This is a genomic window from Dactylosporangium sp. NPDC005572, assembly GCF_040605515.1.
Classification (GTDB): domain Bacteria; phylum Actinomycetota; class Actinomycetes; order Mycobacteriales; family Micromonosporaceae; genus Dactylosporangium.
Map to the genome: position 1 here is coordinate 21,064 of NZ_JBEXCY010000095.1, position 20,567 is coordinate 41,630.

The 20,567-nt window shown below is 71.9% G+C and carries 20 protein-coding genes and 1 tRNA gene; 10 read left to right on the plus strand and 11 right to left on the minus strand.

From position 1 onward, the window contains the following. Window positions 1-22: 22 nt before the first annotated feature. From ABZS66_RS34680 to ABZS66_RS34705, 6 genes are all read right to left on the minus strand, one after another. The gene (locus ABZS66_RS34680) at window positions 23-943 is read right to left on the minus strand and encodes a TAXI family TRAP transporter solute-binding subunit (RefSeq protein ID WP_354765201.1); all 921 of its coding nucleotides are present in this window, start codon (window positions 941-943) and stop codon (window positions 23-25) included. Beyond that, entirely contained in the window at window positions 940-1,542 is a 603-nt protein-coding gene (locus ABZS66_RS34685) for an HAD family phosphatase (protein WP_354765203.1), read from the minus strand. The genes ABZS66_RS34680 and ABZS66_RS34685 overlap by 4 nt, the downstream gene beginning before the upstream one ends. A 65-nt stretch (window positions 1,543-1,607) precedes the next feature. Next, window positions 1,608-2,681 carry a glutamate--cysteine ligase gene (locus tag ABZS66_RS34690; protein ID WP_354765205.1) on the minus strand — a complete coding sequence of 358 codons (1,074 nt, stop codon included), beginning with the start codon at window positions 2,679-2,681 and terminating at the stop codon, window positions 1,608-1,610. Beyond that, the gene (locus ABZS66_RS34695) at window positions 2,675-3,661 is read right to left on the minus strand and encodes an aldo/keto reductase (RefSeq protein ID WP_354765207.1); all 987 of its coding nucleotides are present in this window, start codon (window positions 3,659-3,661) and stop codon (window positions 2,675-2,677) included. The genes ABZS66_RS34690 and ABZS66_RS34695 overlap by 7 nt, the downstream gene beginning before the upstream one ends. 95 nt (window positions 3,662-3,756) lie before the next feature. Next, window positions 3,757-5,535 carry a 5'-nucleotidase C-terminal domain-containing protein gene (locus ABZS66_RS34700; RefSeq protein ID WP_354765209.1) on the minus strand — a complete coding sequence of 593 codons (1,779 nt, stop codon included), beginning with the start codon at window positions 5,533-5,535 and terminating at the stop codon, window positions 3,757-3,759. Between the two features lie 68 nt (window positions 5,536-5,603). Further along, window positions 5,604-5,858: a hypothetical protein gene (locus ABZS66_RS34705; protein WP_354765211.1), complete on the minus strand. Its 255-nt coding sequence runs from the start codon at window positions 5,856-5,858 to the stop codon at window positions 5,604-5,606. 131 nt (window positions 5,859-5,989) lie between these two features. Between ABZS66_RS34705 and ABZS66_RS34710 the strand changes: the two genes are divergently transcribed. Beyond that, window positions 5,990-7,516, plus strand: coding sequence for a M28 family metallopeptidase (locus ABZS66_RS34710; RefSeq protein WP_354765212.1), 1,527 nt, complete (start codon window positions 5,990-5,992; stop codon window positions 7,514-7,516). A gap of 21 nt (window positions 7,517-7,537) precedes the next feature. On the opposite strand, the gene ABZS66_RS34715 is transcribed toward ABZS66_RS34710, so the two are convergent. Next, window positions 7,538-8,137 (minus strand): TetR/AcrR family transcriptional regulator, encoded by a 600-nt coding sequence (locus ABZS66_RS34715; protein ID WP_354765214.1) that lies wholly within the window; start codon window positions 8,135-8,137, stop codon window positions 7,538-7,540. A gap of 55 nt (window positions 8,138-8,192) precedes the next feature. Between ABZS66_RS34715 and ABZS66_RS34720 the strand changes: the two genes are divergently transcribed. Beyond that, window positions 8,193-8,924 (plus strand): hypothetical protein, encoded by a 732-nt coding sequence (locus tag ABZS66_RS34720; protein WP_354765216.1) that lies wholly within the window; start codon window positions 8,193-8,195, stop codon window positions 8,922-8,924. Here the strand turns inward: ABZS66_RS34720 and ABZS66_RS34725 are convergent. Then, window positions 8,921-11,167: a hypothetical protein gene (locus ABZS66_RS34725; RefSeq protein WP_354765218.1), complete on the minus strand. Its 2,247-nt coding sequence runs from the start codon at window positions 11,165-11,167 to the stop codon at window positions 8,921-8,923. The genes ABZS66_RS34720 and ABZS66_RS34725 overlap by 4 nt on opposite strands. A 66-nt stretch (window positions 11,168-11,233) precedes the next feature. Next, window positions 11,234-12,121 (minus strand): hypothetical protein, encoded by an 888-nt coding sequence (locus ABZS66_RS34730; protein WP_354765220.1) that lies wholly within the window; start codon window positions 12,119-12,121, stop codon window positions 11,234-11,236. A 144-nt stretch (window positions 12,122-12,265) separates the two neighbouring features. Between ABZS66_RS34730 and ABZS66_RS34735 the strand changes: the two genes are divergently transcribed. Together ABZS66_RS34735 and ABZS66_RS34740 are read left to right on the plus strand one after the other, a co-directional pair. Beyond that, complete coding sequence (locus ABZS66_RS34735) at window positions 12,266-12,808, plus strand: hypothetical protein (RefSeq protein WP_354765222.1); 543 nt, start codon at window positions 12,266-12,268, stop codon at window positions 12,806-12,808. Continuing rightward, a complete protein-coding gene (locus tag ABZS66_RS34740; protein WP_354765224.1) occupies window positions 12,809-13,624 on the plus strand; it encodes a fused MFS/spermidine synthase in 816 nt (271 codons plus the stop codon). It abuts the gene before it with no gap. A gap of 33 nt (window positions 13,625-13,657) precedes the next feature. On the opposite strand, the gene ABZS66_RS34745 is transcribed toward ABZS66_RS34740, so the two are convergent. Further along, on the minus strand, window positions 13,658-14,203 hold the full coding sequence (locus ABZS66_RS34745) for a class I SAM-dependent methyltransferase (protein ID WP_354765226.1): 546 nt from the start codon (window positions 14,201-14,203) through the stop codon (window positions 13,658-13,660). Window positions 14,204-14,274: 71 nt separating this feature from the next. On the opposite strand from ABZS66_RS34745, the gene ABZS66_RS34750 reads away from it, so the two are divergent. Further along, window positions 14,275-14,694, plus strand: a complete 420-nt coding sequence (locus ABZS66_RS34750) for a MarR family transcriptional regulator (RefSeq protein WP_354765228.1) — start codon at window positions 14,275-14,277, stop codon at window positions 14,692-14,694. Between the two features lie 4 nt (window positions 14,695-14,698). On the opposite strand, the gene ABZS66_RS34755 is transcribed toward ABZS66_RS34750, so the two are convergent. Then, window positions 14,699-14,772 (minus strand) — tRNA-Leu (locus ABZS66_RS34755). Between the two features lie 85 nt (window positions 14,773-14,857). Between ABZS66_RS34755 and ABZS66_RS34760 the strand changes: the two genes are divergently transcribed. From ABZS66_RS34760 to ABZS66_RS34780, 5 genes are all read left to right on the plus strand, one after another. Further along, complete coding sequence (locus ABZS66_RS34760) at window positions 14,858-15,469, plus strand: response regulator (RefSeq protein WP_238014984.1); 612 nt, start codon at window positions 14,858-14,860, stop codon at window positions 15,467-15,469. A 171-nt stretch (window positions 15,470-15,640) separates the two neighbouring features. Beyond that, entirely contained in the window at window positions 15,641-16,921 is a 1,281-nt protein-coding gene (locus tag ABZS66_RS34765; RefSeq protein WP_354765238.1) for a branched-chain amino acid ABC transporter permease, read from the plus strand. A 10-nt stretch (window positions 16,922-16,931) separates the two neighbouring features. After that, the gene (locus tag ABZS66_RS34770) at window positions 16,932-17,930 is read left to right on the plus strand and encodes a branched-chain amino acid ABC transporter permease (RefSeq protein WP_354765230.1); all 999 of its coding nucleotides are present in this window, start codon (window positions 16,932-16,934) and stop codon (window positions 17,928-17,930) included. Continuing rightward, window positions 17,920-18,894, plus strand: a complete 975-nt coding sequence (locus ABZS66_RS34775) for an ABC transporter ATP-binding protein (protein ID WP_354765232.1) — start codon at window positions 17,920-17,922, stop codon at window positions 18,892-18,894. The genes ABZS66_RS34770 and ABZS66_RS34775 overlap by 11 nt, the downstream gene beginning before the upstream one ends. After that, a complete protein-coding gene (locus ABZS66_RS34780) occupies window positions 18,891-19,697 on the plus strand; it encodes an ABC transporter ATP-binding protein (protein WP_354765234.1) in 807 nt (268 codons plus the stop codon). Before ABZS66_RS34775 ends, ABZS66_RS34780 begins: the two co-directional genes overlap by 4 nt. Window positions 19,698-20,567: the final 870 nt, after the last annotated feature.

The following is a 20,567-nucleotide window of genomic DNA, read 5'->3' on the forward strand; positions in this document are numbered from 1 at the left end:
TCGGCCCTCGGCTCCTGGCCGGTTATGCCTTCTGGTCGCGGTAGTAGCGGGCGGCGCCGGTGTGCAGCGGCAGCGGCGGGGTGCTGATGGCCGAGCGGATGTTCAGCCGGGCCGCCGCCTGGTGCGCCTTGGCCAGCTCGTCGCGGCCGTCGAAGAGCAGCCGCGTCACGCCGTACGCGAGCAGGTCCGGCATCGACGAGCGCACCACGAGGTAGTTGGCGATGCCGACCGCCACGACGGTGGTGATGCCCCGGTACGTCGAGGCGGGCACGACCCGCTCCGCGTAGTAGTCGCCGTAGTTGTGGCGCAGGTCGGACACCAGCGCCTGCAGGTCGAGCAGCCGGATCGGGAACGCCTGGGCCAGGCCGGTGATCGACGACACCGGCAGGCCGCCGGAGAAGAAGAACGCGTCGACGTAACCCCCCTTCAACGCCGCCGCCGAATCGTCGAGACCGAGCTGGACCCGCTGCACCGACACCCCGGCCACGCTGAGGATCCGCTCGGCGGTGACGGCGGTGCCGGAGCCGGGCGCGCCGATCGAGACCCGCCGGCCGCGCAGGTCGGCGACGCTCTGCACGGGGCCGCCGGCGGCCACCACGATGTGGATGTAGTCGTCGTAGATGCGGGCCAGCGCGGCCAGCCGGCCGGGGCTGGCCCCGTGGCCGGCGCCCGCGATGTCGGCCTGGGTGAACGCGACGTCGGCCGTGTCGTCGAGCAGGTCGGCGACGTTCTCCTCGGAGGCGGCCGTCTGCAGGACGCTGGGCCGGACCTTCGGCAGGTACCGCCGGGCCAGCGCCGCGATCGCCGTGCCGTACTTGTAGTAGACCGCCCCGGAGCTGCCGGTCGCGATCCGCAGGGTGCCGGTCGCCTCCTCCCCGGCCGACTCGCACGCGCCGAGCAGGACCGCGCCGGCGGCCCCGGTCAGCAGCGCGCGCCGTCTCACGCAGCGACCCCCAGCAGGGAACGCAGCGCCGAGATCGTCGCCGGGGTGTCGTGGTGGTGCAGCGTGGTCATGCCGAGCGCCCGGGCCGGCTTGAGGTTGCCCGGCAGGTCGTCGACGTAGACGCAGTCCTCCGGCGCCAGCCCGACCGCCCGCGCGCCCAGCGCGTAGATCTCCGGGGCCGGCTTGCGCAGGCCCACGTCGCCGGAGATGACGACGCCGTCGAAGAGCTCCTCGAGCAGCACCCGGTCGTACCGGTCCACGCCCCACGAGTTGGAGATGAGCCCGGTGCGGATGCCCTGCCGCCGCGCGGCGCGCACGAAGTCGAGCATTGCCACGTCGTCGTCGGTGCCGCCCATGAGCCGCTCGATGAGCCCCTCGGGCGCGACGCCGAGCAGCGCCGCGAAGCCCCGCTCGAACTCGGCGTCGGCGAGCGTGCCGTCCTCCAGCCCGGCCAGCAGCGCACGGGCGGTCCCGTCGCCGCGGAAGAGGTCGCGCACGGTGCCGGCCGGCAGCCCCTCCCGGGCGCAGAACGCGTCGAACGACGCGAACACGTCGGTGGTGAGCACGCCGCCGTAGTCGACGAGGAGGCCACGATGCATGAGGCGAGGGTAGTACGCCGGAGCTGCCCGGCCCTGTGGAGAACTCCACACGGCCGGACCGGGCGTCAGGCGCCGCGCGTCTCCGAAGCCAGCGCCAGGGCGTTCGCCCGCAGCGAGTCGTGCCTGCGCTGGCGGGTCGCCGACGTGCCGCGGCTGCGCAGGCCGGTGAGCAGGTCCACGGCCGTCTCCCACTCGCCGCGCGCCTCCAGGGCCGGCCGCACGTGGGTGAGCAGCGCGTCGATCCGCGCGCCGGCCGGGACCGCGGTGCGGGTCGCCGGGTCGACCAGGTGGCCGCTCAGGCCGGAACGGGCCGCCCGCCAGGTGGCCGCCCGCAGCAGCACCTGCGGCGCCTCGGGCAGCGGCCGCCCGGCCGCGTCCTCCTCGGCGGCCGTCGTGACCAGCGCCCGGGCCAGCGAGGCGAGCAGCACGACGTCGTCGATGCGCGGGCAGGAGTCGGCGACGCGGATCTCGACCGTCGGGTACCGCGCCGACGGCCGGGCGTCGAAGTACACCATCCCGGCATCGCTGATCACGCCGCTCTCCACGAGCGTGTCGACGACCTTCTGGTACTCCGCGGCGGAGGCCAGGTCCGGCGGCGGCCCGACCGTCGGCCACCGGCTGGTGACGACGGTGCGGTAGGAGGCGTAGCCGGTGTCCTGGTGCGCGAAGTACGGGGAGCTGACGCTCAGCGCGAGCAGCGCCGGCAGCCACTCCCGCACCCGCCGGGTGATCCGCACCGCCAGGTCCCGGTCGGGCACCCCGACCTGGACCTGGCAGGCGGCCACCTGCTGCTCGTAGACGAGCTGGCGGTACTCCTGGGCCATCCGCTCGTAGCGCTCGTCGGGGTACACCCGGCTCGGCCGCGCCCCCGAGCCGGGCACCGTGCCGGCGGCGACGACGGCCAGGCCGAGCCGCTCGCAGGTCTCGGTGACCGAGCGCCGCTTCTTGATCAGGTCGGCCCGCAGCGCGGACAGGTCGGTCTGCACCGCGCTGGCCGTCTCGACCATCGAGCGGTGCAGCTCCGGCTCGGCGTCGGCGCCGCGCAGCACCCGCCGCGCGGCCGCCTCCAGCTCGCCGGTCTCGGCGTTGACGACGTGGAACTCCTCCTCCACGCCGATCGTGTCGCCGACGTTCACCATCGGCTGTGCACCGACGCGCGGATCAGCTCGTCGTACACCTCGCGGACCGCGTCGTGGGTGGCCGCCGGCAGCGGCGGGAGGTCGCCGACGGCCGCGTTGCCGCGGGCCTGCTCGCCGTTGCGCGCGCCGGGGATGACGACCGAGACGGCCGGGTGGTCGGCGATCCACCGCAGCGCGAACTGGCTCATCGTCAGGCCCTCGGGCCTCAGCGGCGCGAGCCGGCGCACGGCCTCCAGGCCGGTGGCGTAGTCGACGCCGGAGAACGTCTCGCCCTGGTCGAACGCCTCGCCGTGGCGGTTGTAGGTGCGGTGGTCGTCGGCGCCGAAGGTGGTGTGCTCGTCGTACCGCCCGGAGAGCAGGCCGCTGGCCAGCGGGACCCGCGCGATGATGCCGACACCCATCTTCTCGGCGGCCGGCAGCACATCGTCGAGCGGCTTGAGCCGCAGCATGTTGAAGATGATCTGCACGGTGGCCACGTTGGGCCGGGCGATCGCGGTCAGGGCCTCTGCGACGGTCTCGACGCTCACGCCGTAGGCGTGCATGCGCCCCTCCTGGACCATGAGGTCGAGCCCGTCGAAGACCTCGTCGGTGGAGTAGACCTCGCTCGGCGGGCAGTGCAGCTGCACCAGGTCGAGCGTGTCGACGCCGAGGTTCTGCCGGGACCGGTCGTTCCAGGCCCGGAAGTTGTCGAGGTTGTACCGGTACGCCTCCTGCGGTACCCGCCGGCCCATCTTCGTCGCGACGGTGACCGTGCGCCCGGTCGGCAGGCTCCGCACGAACTGCCCGACCAGCCGCTCGCTGCGCCCGTCGCCGTACACGTCGGCGGTGTCGATGAGGTCGACCCCCGCCTCGTGCGCCGCGATGAGCGTCGCGAGGGCCTCGTCCTCGTTCACCTCGCCCCAGTCGGCGCCCAGCTGCCACGCCCCGAGCCCGACCACACCGACCGGGACGCCCGTGCGCCCCAACGTCCTCTGCTGCATGCCCTTCACCCTATGCCGCCGATGATCCCCCCGCCCGCGGTGTGCTGCGGGCAGGGGGATCCGGCAGGGGGATCCGGGCCGGGAATCCCGTCCGGCTAGAAGACCGGCACGCCCGCGCGGACCAGCTTCCAGTTCGGGGTGAAGAAGTCGGCCGGGTCGATCGCGCCCTTCGCCTGCGCCCAGTCGATGAGCAGCTGGCGGATCTCCTGCTGCGCGTTGTACACCTGGGTCTTCACGATGCCGGGGAAGTTGCCGCCGCCGGAGCGCCGGTAGTTGTTCACCGCGACGACGAACTGCTCGGCGTCGCCGACCGGCGTGTCCGTGCCGGGGTGGACGAGGCGGGTGATGCGCTGCCCGACCGGCCGGCTGATGTCGATGTCGTAGTCGACGCCGGAGATGGTGTCGTAGTTGTAGTCGGGCACGGACGGGTCGTTGATCGCCGCCGGGTCGACCGGGGCGCCCGGCGCGAGCGTCACGAAGTACTTCGCCGAGTACTCCAGGTAGGCGCGCACCTCGGCGCCGGTGAGCACGACGGCTTCCAGCGTGTTGTCGTAGATGTACAGCCCGGCGACGTCCTTGATGCGGACCTCGCCGGCCGGGAAGACCGCGGTACGCGAGAAGGGCGCGGCGATCGACAGCACCGGCAGGGCCGTGCCGAGCGCCGCGGTCACGGTGTCGGTCTGGACCTTGTTGATGTAGTCGAGGATCGCCGTGTCCTTGTACCGCGACTCCGCCGCCGACAGCGTCTCGGTCGAGGTGGCGACGACCTGGTTGACGTACGCGACCGTCTTGGCGTGCTGGGCGCGGACCGCGGCGAGCACCTTCGGGTCGGCCTCGACCGTGTTGGTGTTCAGCGTCGTCGCCTGCTTCGCCGTGATCGTCCAGCGGTTGCGCTCGCGGGACAGTGTGAAGTCCATCCGGGTCAGCCGCTGGCCCCACTTCGACGGCTCGGACAGCAGCACCTGCGCGCCGGTCGCGGTGTTGGTGACGAAGCGCTGCGGGATGTCGTTGTGCGCGTGGCCGAAGAGGATCGCGTCGATGCCGGGGACCTGCTGGGCGATGAGCGCCGACGGGTTCTCGTTCGGCAGCTCCGGTCCGTAGCTGGAGGTGCCGCTGTCGCCGCCGTGCGCGGAGATCAGGATGACGTCGGCGCCGCGGCGGCGCATCTCCGGCACGTACTTCGCGGCGGTCGCGACCAGGTCGTCGAAGCGAAGCTTCCCCTCGACGTTGGCCCGGTCCCAGATCGCGACGCCCGGGTTGGTGAGGCCGAGGATGCCGACGCGCAGCGTCGGGGCGCCCTTGCCGAGGTCGACCTTCTTGATGACGTACGGCGCGAACGCCGGACGGCCGGTCTTCAGGTTCACCGCGTTGGCCGCGAGGGCCGGGAAGCCGAGCTGGCGGATCCACAGGTCGAGCAGCGGCAGGCCGTAGTTGAACTCGTGGTTGCCGAGCGTGACGGCGTCGTACTCGATGACGTTCATCGCCCGAGCCATCGGGTGCTTCTCGTGCGTGGTGGTGATCGGCTCCTGCTTGGCGTAGTACGTCGCCAGCGGCGTGCCCTGGATGGTGTCGCCGGCGTCGAGCACGAGCGTCGCCTTGCCGCGCCGCTCGGCCCGGATCCGGTCGACGAGCGTGGCGACCTTGGCCAGGCCGACGTCGTTGTGGGCGCTGTCGTCGTACTCGGCGTCCTTGTAGTAGTCCCAGTTGTAGACGTTGCCGTGCGTGTCGGAGGTGCCGAGCAGCGTCAGGTCCCAGGTCTTCGGCGCGCTCGGGTGGTGCGCGTCGGCGACGGCCGGGGCGACGAACGGGGCCGCCGCCGCGGCCGCCGCGGCCGAGAGGACGGTCCGCCGGGTGGTGCCGGAGGGATTGGTCATGTTGCGCCTTCCATGGTGGTTCGGGCGCATCGACCATAACCACCGGCCGCGGTGCGGCGACCCGCGACCTAACCCGTCCAGCCCAGTACCGACTCGCCGAAGGACAGCACGCCGAACCACACGGCGGCGTCGGCGACCGGCACGACGAGGGTCCACAGCGGACGGTCACCGCGGGCGAGACGGAACGCGACGACGGTGAATGCCGCCCAGACGAGCAGCAGCAGGCCCACCGCCCAGCCCGGGGCGAGCAGCCCGGACGCGGCATACCAGACGAATGTGGCGAGGTGGGCGGCGAAGCCGACCCAGCCGAGGACACGCGGCACGGCCTCATGATATGAGCCAGTCAATAGGTTGACGTCCTTCGATGTACGTCGGGATACTCGGGCGGCCCGCAGCGGACGGTCGACCCCGCCCTGACGGGCCGTGACCCCCTCGACCCTTGGGAGCAGCCCACGTGAAGACGTCCCGCCTCCTCGCGGCGCTCGCCGCGCTCGCCCCGCTGGCGCTCGTCAGCCCGGCGTCCGCGGCGCCCGCGAAGATCATGCTGGCCGCGGCGCCGAACATCTCCGTCACGAACGTCAAGGCGCACCTGACCCAGCTGCAGAGCATCGCCACCGCCAACGGCGGCAACCGGGCGCACGGCCGGCCCGGCTACCTCGCCTCGGTGAACTACGTGAAGGGCCAGCTCGACGCGGTCGGCTGGACGACCGCGGTGCAGTCGTTCACCTACAACGGCGCCACCGGGTACAACCTCATCGCGGACTGGCCCGGCGGCGACCCGAACGACGTGCTCATGGTCGGCTCACACCTGGACAGCGTCACCGCGGGGCCGGGCATCAACGACAACGGCTCCGGCTCGGCGGCCAACCTGGAGGTCGCGCTGGAGGTCGCCCGGCAGAACCTCACCACCACCAAGCACCTGCGGTTCGGCTGGTGGGGCGCCGAGGAGCTCGGCCTGCGCGGGTCGTCGGCCTACGTGAACAGCCTCAGCGCCACCGAGCGGGCGAAGATCAAGGGGTACCTCAACTTCGACATGGTCGGCTCGCCGAACCCCGGCTACTTCGTCTACGACGGCGACAACTCCGACGGCGTCGGCTCCGGCCCCGGCCCGGCCGGCTCGGCCGCCCTGGAGAAGGTGCTCCAGGACTACTTCACCTCGATCGGCGTGGCCACCGAGGGCACCGACTTCGACGGCCGCTCCGACTACGGGCCGTTCATCAGCGTCGGCATCCCGGCCGGCGGCACGTTCACCGGCGCCGAGGGCCGCAAGACCGCGGCGCAGGCCGCGAAGTGGGGCGGCACCTCGGGCACCGCGTTCGACCGCTGCTACCACAGCTCCTGCGACACGACCGCGAACATCAACGACACGGCGCTGGACCGCAACGCCGACGCGATCGGCTACGCCGTGTGGACCCTCGCGACCGGCACCACCACCCCGCCGGGCACGACCGTCTGGAGCGACACGTTCGAGACGGCGACCGGCTGGACGGCGAACCCGTCCGGCACCGACACCGCCACCGCAGGCGCGTTCGAGCGCGGCGACCCGGCGGCCACCTCGTCGGGCGTGGCGCTGCAGCTCGGTACCACGGTGAGTGGCTCGTTCGACCTGGTGACCGGCGCCGCCGCCGGCACGAGCGCGGGCGACTTCGACGTCGACGGCGGGCTGACCAGCATCCGCTCTCCGGCGATCACGCTGCCCGTGTCGGGGACGCTGACGCTGCAGTTCTCGTGGTACCTCGCCCACCTGAACAACGCCACGAGCGCCGACTTCCTGCGGGTGCGCGTGGTCGGCACCACGACGACGACGGTCTTCACCCAGGCGGGCGCCGCGTCGAACCGGGCCGGGTCGTGGGCCACGGCCAGCGTCAACATCAGCGCGTACAGCGGGCAGAGCGTCCGCATCCTCGTCGAGGCCAACGACTCCGGCACGGCCAGCCTGGTCGAGGCGGGCGTCGACGACGTGAGGATCACGCAGTCCTGACGCCGCGGGGGCGGTGCCGGTTCACGCCGGCGCCGTCCCCAGCAGGCTGCGCAGGCCGTTGAGATACATCGTCCGGTCGATCCGGCCGACGGTCACGTTCTGCAGGATGTACCCCTGGACGAAGCCGAAGATCGCCGTGCCGGTCGCGACCGGGTCGGCGCCGGCCGGCAGCTGCCCGTCCCGCTGGGCCCGGGCGGCGAGCGCCACGGTGCTGTCCCGGATCTGCCCGTAGATCCCGGACACCATGGCCGCGATCTCCGGGTCGTGCGCGGCCTCGCCCCACACCTGCACCGCGATGCGGACCGCGCCCCCGGCGTCCAGCTCCCGGTCGACGTGCCCGAGCACCTCGTCGAGGACGTCGAGCAGGGGCGGCAGCGGCTCCTGCCGCAGGAGCCCCTCGACGGTCGCGACGACCATGCCGACCTTCTCGGTGGCGATCGCCTTGATGAGCTCGGACTTGCTCGTGAAGTATCGGTAGAAGGCGCCGACCGAGAGCCCGGCCTCCTTGATGACATCCTGCATCGACGTCTGGTGGAATCCGTTGCGCACGAAGCAGCGCGTCGCCGCCTCGACGATCTGTTCCCGCCGGGCCGCGAGGTGAGCTTCCGAAACGCGTGGCACCCTCCGATTGTAGAACGAACGATCGCTCACTTTCACGGAAACGCCGAGGTGACGGATGGCACGCTGGTGGCCGGCGCTGCTCGGGCTGGTCCCGCTGCTGGTGGCGGCGGCCGACGGCGCCTGGCCGGCCGGCGTCGTGCTCGCGGTCGTCGTCGCGGCGACGGCGTTCGTCTCGCCCTCCCCGCGCAGCGCGTGGGTGCTCGCCGGCCTCGCCTGCGCCGCTTTCCTGGGCTGCTGGCTGTGGTCGGCCTTCCCGCCCGGCGCCGGGAGTCCGCTGCGCCCGCCGGCGTTCGACTGGTACGTGCCGGCCTGCGTCGCGGCCGGGCTTCTGTTCGTGGTGGCGTTCGGGGTGCGCCTGCAGCACGCGCAGCCGATGGCGAGCGACGGCCGGGACGGACCGGCGCGGGTCCTCGTGCTCGGCCTGTCCGGCGTCCTGGCGCTGTGCTGCGGCGCCGGGACGGGCCTGGTGCCCGACGACGGGCTGACCGGTGACCGCACCGCCGACCTGCGGACCGACGCCTACCTGCCGCTGCCGGCCGGGCTCGAGGTGCGGCGCACCAAGCACGAGTGCCTAGGGGCCCACGCCCGGTGCACGGTCGAGTACGAGGTGTGGGCGTCCGACGGCCGCCCGGTGGACGGGCGCCTGGCCGCCCACCTGCGCGACCGCGGCTGGCCGGCCGGCCTCGCCGGGAGCATGTGCCGCCCGGTGCGGGGCATCTTCACCTGGGAGCCGTCGTGCCTGGACGTCTCCATCGGGGTCACGAAGGCGGTGCTGACCTTCGACTAGACGCGGGTCGCGTTGAAGATCATCGTGGTCATCACGACGCCGCCGGTGCCGGCGTTGGCCAGGACCAGGCGGGGGCTCAGCGACGTGACCGGGGCCGTCTTGTCCACCGCCGACGCCTTGCGGCCGCCGGTCGAGAACGCGGTCAGCTCCACGCCGCCGTCCGCCGTCGGCTTGCAGGTCACCTGCAGCGGGGTCGACGCCGTAGTCGGCGGGCCGGCGTTCTTCGGCTTGGCCGAGCCGGTGAGGCGGGCGTGCTGGTCGCCGGTGTGCTTCCAGATCTCGATCACGCCGTCGGCGGCGACCTCGAAGCTGTAGCCGTTGGCGAGGTTGGTGCCGTCGAAGCAGCCGGCGCCGACCTTGGCGCCGCCGGCCGACTTGCCGATCGCCGCGAACTCCAGGTCCATCGCGAACCCGCCGCCCGGCACGCTGAGGCGCTGCTCGGGCCCCGGCGCGAGGCAGCGGACGCCGGGCTGCTCGGCGGTCACCCGCAGCGCGTCCGGCACCTCGATCTTGCAGCCGCCGGCCGCGCCCCAGGCCGCCTTCTGCTGCAGGGCCGCGACGGTGCGGGTGCCCTTGAGCGTCCACGGCCCGACCGAGCCGAGCCAGCAGGCGATGACCGGCCTGGCGTGCCAGCCCTCCTCCAGGGACGGCGGCAGCAGGGGCGCCTCCAGGGGCAGGAAGGACTGCCCGAACGGTACCCCGAGATAGTCGCCGTACGACTGCTCGCACATCGCCTTCGCGGCCGCGTCGACGGCTACCTTGCCGGGGTTCACCGTGAACGGCAGGTGCCCGACGAACGTGACCTCGCCGACGTGCGCACCGTTGCACGGCGCCACGTACCGCAGCTGCGACGACCCGCCGATCCAGTCGAAGCACTCGCCGTTCTTGAGCTCGAACTGGTCGCCGACGTACAGCTCGGCGGCCGAGGTGCCCGGCTGGACGAGGGCCTTGGCGATCCGGTCGCCGTCGTCGTTGCCGGCCACCGGCAGCCCCTGGTCGAGCAGCGCGACCAGCGCCGGCGACAGCCCGTCGACCCGCAGGGAGGTGTCGTGCACCGACTGGACGTGCTGCGGCGACAGCCCGGCGACGACCACCACCTTGCCGTCCTGGGTGCGCAGGTAGTACTCGTAGCCGAGCCAGTGGCTGGCGCCGGCCAGGCCGAGCGGCACGACGAGCGCGACCGCGAGGACCGCGTAGCCGGTGACGGTGCCCCAGGCCCGCCCGACGGACGCCGCGATCACCGCGGCGGCCCCGGCGAGCACGCCGCCGAGCAGGGCGATCGCGCCGCCGGAGGCGAGCAGCAGGCGCAGCGGCTCGGCGAGCAGGAAGCCGACCAGGCCGCCGGCCCGGTTGGTGCCGCCGTCGAGCAGGTTCGGGTTGCCGCGCACCAGGTGCAGCAGGCCGAGGGTGGCCAGGACGATGCCGCTGGCCCGGGTCAGCACCCGCTCGCGCAGGAACGCGAGGGTGGTCACGGCCAGCTCGCGCAGCTCGGCGCCGGTCCACAGCCGGCGGTCGGCGACCGGGAGCAGCGGCAGCCGCCACGACCAGCGCGGGCCGCGGCGCAGGCGGGGGAGGGGCCAGGCGAGCAGCAGCGGCAGGACGGGCAGCGCGAAGGCGCCGTACCCGACCACGAACTGCGCCGCGGTCCGCGCGACCCCGCTGACCGGCACCTGCGGCACCCAGAGCAGCGCGGCGAGGGCGGCCGCGATGAGCGTCGTGACGACGAGCCGCACCCAGGACGGCCGGACCGGCCGCGCACGGGCGGGCGGTTCGGGCCGGTCGGTGCGGGCGGGCGGTTCGTCGGGTTCGCCCCACAGGTCGCCGGTGGTCGGCACCCGCCGGGTCCGTCCGGTGAAGATCCCGGTCTCGGTCCGCTCGTCGCCGCCTTCGCGGAACTCCCCGGCGAGCACCCGGTCGCTGGTCTGCTCCAGGAGCCGGCCGCGCTCACCGGTCCGCTCGCCGCCCAGCTCGCCCGCCAGGTCGATCAGCCCGCGCCGGGGCCGCCGGTGCACCCCGGACTCGGCCGCGGTGGCGCCCTGCCAGTCGGTGAGGGCGGCCCGCACCTGGTCGGCCGCGGCGATCCCGAGCAGCACCGCCGCGACCAGCGTCAGCGCGATCTGCCAGACCGGGGGAGCGGGCGCGAACCCGAGCAGCGTCGAGACGCCAAGCATTGCCGCGGTGGCCAGCGTCAGCAGGCCGACCGCGGGGAGCGCACCACGGACTCGGGGGCCGACCTCGGACACGGCTGCGAGCATGGCACCCGCCGTACCCCATCGCAACTGGCCTAAGTCTGGCTTAAAAGTCGCGGGTCACATCTGCGTGTGGCCGGCCGCGCACGCATCGATGACCGCCTTGAAGGCAGCCACCTCCAGATCGGTGATCTTCAGCTCCGTGTAGAGCGGGGCGCCGCCGTCGAGGCTGACGAACGCGGGGAAGACGTACGGCTTCTTGATCTCGGCCAGGGCGTGCGGCGTGCAGCGCTCGCCGTCGACGACGATCGGGATGCGCAGCTCGTCCTCGCCGGGCTTGAGCACGCCGTACGGCTTCGGGGTCGCCTCCCGCAGCGGTACCGGCATGACTTCGAGGAGGATGCTGCCGGTGAACTCCTGCAGGGTGACCGTGCCGGGGAAGCCGACCCGCTTGACCACCACGGTGCCGCTGACCCAGCCGCTCGGCAGCGGCGTCCACGGGCCGAAGGTGAAGGTGGCCTGGCGGTCGAGGTACGCCTGCTGGCAGTCGATGGCCAGCAGCTTGTCGAGCATGGCGTTCGGGCTGGCCAGGGGCAGCCGCAGGTCATGGACCCGCCCGTCCTCGGTGCGCACCTTGAACGCCACGTGCGACGGCGCGCTCCTGGGCTTCAGGTCGTCGCCGGCGCAGATCCCGGTGCCGTAGGAGACCGGCACGTCGACCCGCAGGCCGCCGACGGGCAGCGGCGCGTCGACGGTGACCGGCCCGGCGCCCTTGAACGACGGCGCCTGCAGCTCGACCTGGAGGACCGTGATCTTCGCGGGACCGTCGTTGTTCATCGCGATCTGCACGGTGTGCCGCACCTCGTCGACGCGGCCCTGCTGCAGCTCGACCCGCAGCTGCACCGCCGGAGCCGCCGGCTGCTCGACCGGGGCCGGCGCTCGGCCCGACAGCGCGGCACCGCCCAGGACGACGATCACGGCCACCGCGGCGAGCCACACGCGCTTCATGAACGCCTATGTTGGCACGATCCGGCGCGGCGGCGCAGTACGTGACCGCGGTGGTACCGGCCTCCATGTCCCTTCTTTCGTCCGCCGGGAGCCCGGAATGAGGGTTTCGCATCGGCTGGGGTACCTCGGGTAGGTTGTGGCGCGATGCGACGTGTACTGGCAACGACGCTGCTGCTGCTGACCGTGACCGGCTGCACCGCCGATCCCGGGCCGTCCGAGTCGGCCGGACCGGGCGGCCGCACCGGCGGCTGCGCGTCCGCGGCGGCTGCCCCCGGCGGCGGAGCCGACGCGGTCGACGTGGCCGGCCAGATCGGGCAGAAGGGCGAGACGGACTACGCGGCCGTCTTCGCCGGTGCCCGCGTCGCCGACGACGGCACGAGCGTCGAGGTCTACCGCAAGCCCTCCGCCGACCTCGACAAGTGGGTCCTCGACACCTTCGCGTCGGCCTGCGTGGTGCTCAACGACGCGAAGTTCTCGGCCGCCGAGCTCGCCAAGCGCTACCAGCAGGTCAACGACGACCACGAGTACTGGTCCGGCCAGGGCGTCGCGGTCAACAGCGTGAGCTCCGACTTCGTGCGCGGCGTGGTGATCGTCGGCACCGACGACCCGGACAAGGCGGGCCCGCTGTTCAAGACCCGCTACGCCGACGGGGTGCCGGTGGAGCTCGTCAAGGAGGCTCCCGCGTAGGTGGGCGCTTGGCGGGAGATCGTCAACGGGATCGGCGAGCGCACCGAGTTCGGCTCGGCCCGGCTGCTGCGCGACCCGCGGCGCAAGGGTGGCTGGACGCTGCTGGTCGAGGAGGTCCAGCAGTCGTACGTCGACGTGCACGACCCGACGTACCTGAGCTTCGAGTACACCCGCCGCCTCGGCTCGATCGTGGACGCGATGGCGCCCGCCGGCCGGCCGCTGCGGGTCCTCCACCTGGGCGGCGGGGCGTTCACGATGCCGCGGTACGTGGCGGCCACCCGGCCCGGCTCGGCGCAGGTCGTGGTCGAGCGGGACCGCCGGCTGGCCGAGTTCGTGCAGCGGGTGCTGCCGCTGGAGGTGCCGGTCGACCTGGTCTTCGGGGACGCGCGCGAGGTGGTCACCGGCTGGTCACCGGCCGACGACTTCGACCTGGTGATCGGCGACGTCTACGACGCGGCGCAGATGCCGGAGAGCGTCTCCGACGTGACGTTCGCCGCGGCGGTCGCCCGCCTGGTGCGCCCGGACGGCGTCTTCGCGGTCAACGTGGCCGACCTGGCGCCGCTGGAGTTCTCCCGCGGCCAGGCGGCCACCCTGCGTACCGCGTTCGCCGACGTGTGCCTGATCGTCCGGCCCGACCTGCTGCGCGGCCGGCGCTTCGGCAACGTCGTCTTCGCGGCCGCGCTCGAGGCCGGCCGGCTGCCGATCGCCCGCCTGGCCGCGGTCGCCGGCCGTGACCGGCAGCCCGCGCAGGTGGTCACCGGGGCCGGCCTCGACCTGCTGACCCAGGGCGCGTCACCCGTGGTGCTCGACCAGTGACCGGGTCCAGCGCCGAACCGGCCCCGACCGGCATCAGCTGGACGGCTCGATCAGCGCCCGGGTCAGCCGCCCGAGGTGCGGGATGCCCCACGGCAGCTCGGTGCGGGTGACGGCGGCGCCGGCCGGGAGCACGGCGTCGAACGGGGCGGCCGGGAAGTCGTACAGGCAGATCCGCCCGCCGGGCCGCAGGACCCGCACCAGCTCCGGCGCCGCGGCGGCGGGGTCCGCCCAGTGGTGCAGGCTCAGCGATGACACGACCAGGTCGAACGAGCCGTCGGGGAACGGCAGCGCCTCGGCGGTGCCCTCCGTCACGCGCGCCCGGCCGCCGTGGCCGGTCAGCCGGCGGCCGGCGGCGGCGACCATCGCGCGGGCCGGGTCGACCGCGGCGACCGTCAGGTCGGGGCGCAGCCGGGCCAGCTCGTCCGGCAGCACGCCGGGGCCGGTGCCGACGTCGAGCACGGCCGCGCCCGGCCCGGCCAGCGCGGCGGCGTCGCGGGCCAGCCGCCGGTAGACGAAGCGCAGCAGCCGCCCGGCCAGGAAGCTGTACCACCGGGCCCGCCACCCGTCGAAGTGGTTCATGTCGACTCCTTAAGAGTTGCACCATGCAACTGTTCTTCGACGGTAACGCCCGACAGTTGTATCTTGCAACCATGGAGGATCATCGGCTGCACGAGGTGTTCATGGGACTGGTGCGACTGGTGTCCGCCTGGCACTTCGACACCCCCGGCGGCCTGTCGCTCTCGCAGGCCGCCGCGCTGCACACGCTGGACACCGAGCCGCCGCTGTCCCAGCAGGAGCTGGCGGACCGCCTGGGGCTGGAGAAGAGCTCGGTGAGCCGCCTGGTCGGCGACCTGGAGCGGCGCGGGCTACTGGAGCGCCGCCGCGACGCGGACAACCGCAGGCTCAACCAGCTGCGCCTGACCGACGCCGGCCGGGCCGCCCATCACGGCCTGGCGGGCAGCTTCCACGGCCAGTTCGAGCAATGGAGCGCCGGCCTCACCGCGGAGGAGCGCGACGCCCTGGTCCGAGGCCTGTCGGCGCTGCTGCGCGTGGCCCGCGACGACCACTGATGCGTGCCCCGGGTGGGATTCGAACCCACACTGTCGGAGGTTTGAGCTCCGTTCCTCTGCCGATTGGGATACCGGGACGAGTACGCCGCACCAGGGTACCCACTACTCTGATCGCGACGGTAACCGCCGTCGAGTCGTGTCGGACGCGGATCGGGAGTGGCTAGTGGCCGAGGCACAGAGCCGTCGGGTGCTCATCGCGGAAGACGAGGCCCTCATCCGCCTCGATCTCCGGGAGATGCTCGTCGAGGAGGGCTACGACGTCGTCGGCGAGGCCGGCGACGGAGAGACGGCCGTCCGCCTCGCCGAGGAGCTCAAGCCCGACCTCGTCATCATGGACATCAAGATGCCGATCATGGACGGTCTGGCCGCGGCGGAGAAGATCGCCGGCGGCCGCATCGCGCCGGTCGTCATCCTCACCGCGTTCAGCCAGCGGGACCTGGTCGAGCGGGCCCGGGCCGCCGGCGCGATGGCCTACCTGGTGAAGCCGTTCCAGAAGAGCGACCTCGTGCCGGCCGTGGAGATCGCCGTGTCGCGCTTCGCCGAGCTCGCCGTGCTCGAGGCGGAGGTCGCCACGCTGACCGACCGGCTGGAGACCCGCAAGGTCGTCGAACGGGCCAAGGGGCAGCTGATGGCCACCTACGGCATGAACGAGCCGCAGGCCTTCAAATGGATTCAGCGCACCGCCATGGATCACCGGATGACGATGCGCGAAGTGGCCGATCGGATCATTGCGGAAACGGCGGGAGGTAACAGCTCCGTAACCCCGGAGTCGTGACCTTTTACCTGCGCACGGTGTGTTTGACGCAGCTGGCTCAGCAACGGATAACGGCTTGGTAACGGCCCGCAATTGGCTTGCGGCTCGGGCTATGATCCCGCAGTCCCGAGGGTCGGGACGCCCCCGTCATCACCGTTGATTCGAGGAGCACCATTGCGTAGAGCCGTGATCATGCTCACGGCCTTCCTGGCCTGCGTGATGCTCTCCTTCGGCTTCGGCGCCACGAGCGCCTGGGCCGCGGGAGAAACATTGCAGGGAACGTTGACCAATAACGGCGCCCCCGTCGCCGATGTGAAGATCAAAGCGTTCAGCCAGGACGGCGCGTCCGTCGGCGAAGCGACCTCCGACGCTCAGGGCAAGTGGAGCATTCCGGTTCCCGGTCCGGGGACCTACAAGGTCGACCTCGATCAGTCCACCCTGCCTTCGGGCGTGACGGTGACGAACGGGCGACCCAGCCTGACGCCCGCCGTGGCCGAGGGACAGCAGCGCAACGTGCTGTTTCCGCTCGGTGGCGGCGCGGGCGGCGCGACCACCGGGAACAGCAACCAGCCGGCCCCATCGGCGCCGTCGGAGTGGAACCGGGTCGCCGACCTCTTCTACGCCGGCATCCACTTCTCGCTCATCATCGCGCTCGCGGCGCTGGGCATCTCGCTGATCTTCGGCACCACCGGCCTGACCAACTTCGCCCACGGCGAGCTGGTCACGTTCGGCGCGCTGATGGCCTTCCTGTTCAACGTGACCATCGGCCTGCCGCTGGTCCTGTCCGGCCTCATCGCGGTCGCGATCGGCGCCGCCACGGGCTGGTTCCAGGACCGCGCGTTCTGGGGCTGGCTGCGAAAACGCCGCACCAACCTGGTCACGACGATGATCATCTCGATCGGTGTGTCGCTCGCGGTGCGGTACATCTTCCTGTACTTCTTCGGCGGCGACTCCCGCGCCTACTCGGAGTACAACGCCCAGCCCGGCGTGGAGATCGGCCCGTTCACCATCGCGCCGAAGAACCTCGTCACCGACGCCATCGCGATCGTCGTGCTCGTCGCGGTGTCCATGGCGCTGGTCATGACCCGCCTGGGCAAGGCGACCCGCGCGGTCGCCGACAACCCGGCCCTCGCGGCGGCCTCCGGCATCAACGTCGACCGCATCATCCGGCTGGTCTGGACGCTCGGCGGCGGCCTGGCCGCCCTCAGCGGCGTGATCCTCGCGGTCTACCAGAACGTCAGCTACCAGATGGGCTTCCAGATCCTCCTGCTCATCTTCGCGGCGGTCACGCTCGGCGGCTTCGGCACCGCGTGGGGCGCGCTGCTGGGCAGCCTGGTGATCGGTCTGTTCATCCAGTTCTCGACGTACTGGATTCCGTCGGAGCTCAAGACCGTGAGCGCGCTCGCCGCGCTGATCGTGATCCTGCTCTTCCGGCCGCAGGGCATCCTCGGCCGCCGGCAGCGGATCGGCTGAGGGGGACACGATGAACTGGGAGAGCATTTTCAGCGTCTCGCTGGAATCGATCATCGGGTCCACCACTATTGCCTACGCCCTCGCGGCCATCGGCCTCAACGTCCACTTCGGCTACACTGGCCTGCTCAACTTCGGCCAGTCGGCGTTCCTGGGCGTCGGGGCGTACGGCATCGCCATCACCGTCTCCACCTTCGACCTGCCGCTGGCGCTCGGCATCGCGATCGGCCTGGCGGCCTCGGTCATCCTGGCCCTGCTGCTCGGTATCCCGACCCTGCGGCTGCGCGCCGACTACCTGGCCATCGTCACCATCGCGGCGGCCGAGATCATCCGGCTCCTCTACCGCGCCACCGATCTGCGCAAGTGGACCGGCGCCTCGGACGGCCTGCAGGGCTTCTCGCAGGACTTCTACGCGCTCAACCCCTACGGCACCGGCGCCGGCGTCAACATCGCCGACATCATCACGTTCAGCCCCCGTGACCTGTGGATCCTCACGGTCGGCTGGGCCCTGGTCCTGCTCAGCTGCCTCGTGGTCTGGCTGCTCATGAAGAGCCCGTGGGGCCGCGTGCTCAAGGCCATCCGCGAGGACGAGGACGCGGTGCGCAGCCTCGGCAAGAACGTCTTCTCGTACAAGATGCAGTCCCTGGTCCTCGGCGGCGTCATCGGCTGCCTCGGCGGCTTCGTCTTCGCCCTCGACCGGGCGGCGGTGCAGCCGGACACCTACGGCACCGAGTTCACCTTCTTCGCCTACACGATCGTGATCCTCGGCGGCGCCGCCCGCGTCTTCGGGCCGGTCATCGGGGCGTCGATCTTCTGGGTGCTGCTGGTCTTCATCGACTCGACGCTCAGCGAGATGTCGAACAACAAGGTCCTGCCGGAGTGGTTCATGAACACCACGCAGGCCGGTTCGGTGCGGTACATCCTGGTCGGCCTCGGCCTCGTGCTGCTGCTGATCTACCGCCCGCAGGGCATCTTCGGCGACAAGAGGGAGGTCATGCTCGATGTCCGCTGAGACGACCGGGCGAGTGGCCCGGGAGCGGGCGGTCGCGGCCCTCGCCGACGTGCCCTGCGAGCCGGGTGTGCCCAAGCCCGACCCGATTCTCGTCGCCGACAACGTGGTGCGCCGCTTCGGCGGCCTCACCGCCGTCGACGTCAAGCACGTCGAGGTGCAGCGCGGCTCGATCACCGCGCTCATCGGCCCCAACGGCGCCGGCAAGACGACGTTCTTCAACCTGCTCACCGGCTTCGACGCGCCGGACGAGGGCAGCTGGACGTTCAACGGCAAGTCGCTGTCCGGCGTGCCCGCCCACAAGGTGGCCCGCTCCGGCATGGTCCGCACCTTCCAGCTCACCAAGGCGTTGTCGAAGCTCAAGGTCATCGACAACATGCGCCTCGGCGCCACCGGGCAGAAGGGCGAGAGCTTCTGGCGCGCCCTGCTGCCGGGCACCTGGAAGCAGCAGGAGGACGAGATCACGGCGCGGGCCGAGGACCTGCTGACCCGCTTCAAGCTGATCGCCAAGAAGGACGACTTCGCCGGCAGCCTCTCCGGCGGCCAGCGCAAGCTCCTGGAGATGGCCCGCGCCCTCATGGTGCAGCCGGAGATGGTCATGCTCGACGAGCCGATGGCCGGCGTGAACCCGGCCCTGACGCAGTCGCTGCTCGGCCACGTCAAGCAGCTGCGCGAGGACGGCATGACCGTGCTCTTCGTCGAGCACGACATGGACATGGTCCACGACATCAGTGACTGGATCATCGTCATGGGCCAGGGCGGCGTCATCGCCGAGGGCACGCCCGACAAGGTGATGGCCGACCCGCGCGTGATCGACGCCTACCTGGGCGCCCACCACGACGGCGCGGTCAAGAGCGTCGGCGGCGAGGAGATCGACGCCGGCGACCTCGACGAGAGCGACTCCGTGACGCTCGTCGGCGCGGTCGACGAGCTCGAGGACGAGGACGGCAGGAGGGGACGGGAATGACGGACGCGATCGAGGACGACGAGGCGCCGGCCCCGACGAGCAACGAGATCATCGACCGGACCGACCACGTGTCCCGAGCCGACGGCGCGGTGCTGCGGGCCGACGAGGTGGTCGCCGGCTACCTGCCCGGCGTGAACATCCTCAACGGCGCCGACCTGTACGTGCAGGACGGCGAGCTCGTCGGGATCATCGGCCCCAACGGCGCGGGCAAGTCCACGCTGCTGAAGGCCATGTTCGGCCTGGTGAACATCCGCACCGGCACGGTCACTCTGCGCGGCGAGAACATCACCAACTTCAAGGCGCACGCGCTGGTGGAGCGGGGCATCGGCTTCGTGCCGCAGACGAACAACGTCTTCGCCGCCCTGACCATCGAAGAGAACCTGCAGATGGGCACGTTCCTGAAGCCCAAACGCTTCAAGGAGCGCTTCGAGTTCGTCACCCAGCTGTTCCCGACCCTGGCCGAACGCCGCAAGCAGCGGGCCGGCCTGATGTCGGGCGGCGAGCGCCAGATGGTGGCGATGGCCCGGGCCCTGATGATGGAGCCCACGGTCCTCCTGCTCGACGAGCCCTCGGCAGGCCTCTCCCCGGCCCTCCAGGACGAGGTCTTCTTCCGTACGAAGCAGATCAACTCCACGGGCGTCACGGTCGTGATGGTCGAGCAGAACGCCCGCCGCTGCCTGCAGATCTGCGACCGCGGCTACGTCCTGGACCAGGGCCGTAACGCCTACACGGCCTCGGGCGAGGACCTGATCAACGACCCGCGCGTGATCGAGCTCTATCTCGGCACCCTGGCAAGGGCCTAACGATCGTTTTGTCAGTCTGACAACCCGCGCCGGCCTCGTTCCGGCGCGGGTTTTCAGCGGCTCTTTCCGGCCCGTTGTTTTCACGCGTCTGTAACACCACTCGTCTTGCATTCAGAATTTCTTTTCATTTGCGGACTGCTCGGGTCCGTACAAGGCGCGACCGTCGCTCCCGCCAGACACCGCTCTTCCCGGCGCGACATCCGTCCCGCCGGGAAGACGCTGCCACCACCGTCGTCCCAAGAACCCGCGGGCTCCGCCCGCGCACCCACCGCCCCCCACACACCCTCCGACTGGTCGGTTCGGTCGGTCGACCGACCCACGTCGTGAGCGCGTCGCAGGCCGGCCCACCGCCCCGTACGCCCCGGTCCCGTGCACCTACGGTCGGCCGCCACCGCGACCCCTGCTGTGCCGGCCCATCGTCGCCGACGACCTGGCGCACAGCCCCCGCCCGTCTCGGTCGGTCGACCGGCTCTCCCCACGACCGTGTCTTGGCTGGCGCATCGCCGCTTGGGCCCCGGTCCGCGCAGCTCTCGCCCGTTCCGGTCGGTCGACCGACCGAAACTCTCCCCACGAGCGCCTTTACGGCGGCTGGTGGTCGCTTGGGGCCTGGTTCGCGCACCTCTTGGCCTTTCGGTCGGTCGACCGACCGAAACTCTCCCCACGAGCGCCTTTGCGGCGGCTGGTGGTCGCTTGGGGCCCGGTTCGCGCACCTCCCAGCCTTTTTCGGTCGGTCGACCGACCGAACCTCCCGCGAGCGCCTCCCGCGCCAGGTAGCCGTCGCTCGGCGGCCCTGCGCGCGGCTCCGGCAGCGTCGACGCTCATCGCCTCTGAGGACCTTGCGGCGGTTTCGGTCGGTCGACCGACCGAGAC

What these genes read in the sequence shown, in the direction of transcription:
- ABZS66_RS34685 (WP_354765203.1), bottom strand. Translation starts at nt 1,542, where the DNA reads ATGCATCGTGGCCTCCTCGTCGACTACGGCGGCGTGCTCACCACCGAC.
- ABZS66_RS34690 (WP_354765205.1), bottom strand. Translation starts at nt 2,681, where the DNA reads ATGGTGAACGTCGGCGACACGATCGGCGTGGAGGAGGAGTTCCACGTC.
- ABZS66_RS34695 (WP_354765207.1), bottom strand. Translation starts at nt 3,661, where the DNA reads ATGCAGCAGAGGACGTTGGGGCGCACGGGCGTCCCGGTCGGTGTGGTC.
- ABZS66_RS34700 (WP_354765209.1), bottom strand. Translation starts at nt 5,535, where the DNA reads ATGACCAATCCCTCCGGCACCACCCGGCGGACCGTCCTCTCGGCCGCG.
- ABZS66_RS34720 (WP_354765216.1), top strand. Translation starts at nt 8,193, where the DNA reads ATGGCACGCTGGTGGCCGGCGCTGCTCGGGCTGGTCCCGCTGCTGGTG.
- ABZS66_RS34730 (WP_354765220.1), bottom strand. Translation starts at nt 12,121, where the DNA reads ATGAAGCGCGTGTGGCTCGCCGCGGTGGCCGTGATCGTCGTCCTGGGC.
- ABZS66_RS34735 (WP_354765222.1), top strand. Translation starts at nt 12,266, where the DNA reads ATGCGACGTGTACTGGCAACGACGCTGCTGCTGCTGACCGTGACCGGC.
- ABZS66_RS34745 (WP_354765226.1), bottom strand. Translation starts at nt 14,203, where the DNA reads ATGAACCACTTCGACGGGTGGCGGGCCCGGTGGTACAGCTTCCTGGCC.
- ABZS66_RS34750 (WP_354765228.1), top strand. Translation starts at nt 14,275, where the DNA reads ATGGAGGATCATCGGCTGCACGAGGTGTTCATGGGACTGGTGCGACTG.
- ABZS66_RS34765 (WP_354765238.1), top strand. Translation starts at nt 15,641, where the DNA reads ATGCTCACGGCCTTCCTGGCCTGCGTGATGCTCTCCTTCGGCTTCGGC.
- ABZS66_RS34770 (WP_354765230.1), top strand. Translation starts at nt 16,932, where the DNA reads ATGAACTGGGAGAGCATTTTCAGCGTCTCGCTGGAATCGATCATCGGG.
- ABZS66_RS34775 (WP_354765232.1), top strand. Translation starts at nt 17,920, where the DNA reads ATGTCCGCTGAGACGACCGGGCGAGTGGCCCGGGAGCGGGCGGTCGCG.
- ABZS66_RS34780 (WP_354765234.1), top strand. Translation starts at nt 18,891, where the DNA reads ATGACGGACGCGATCGAGGACGACGAGGCGCCGGCCCCGACGAGCAAC.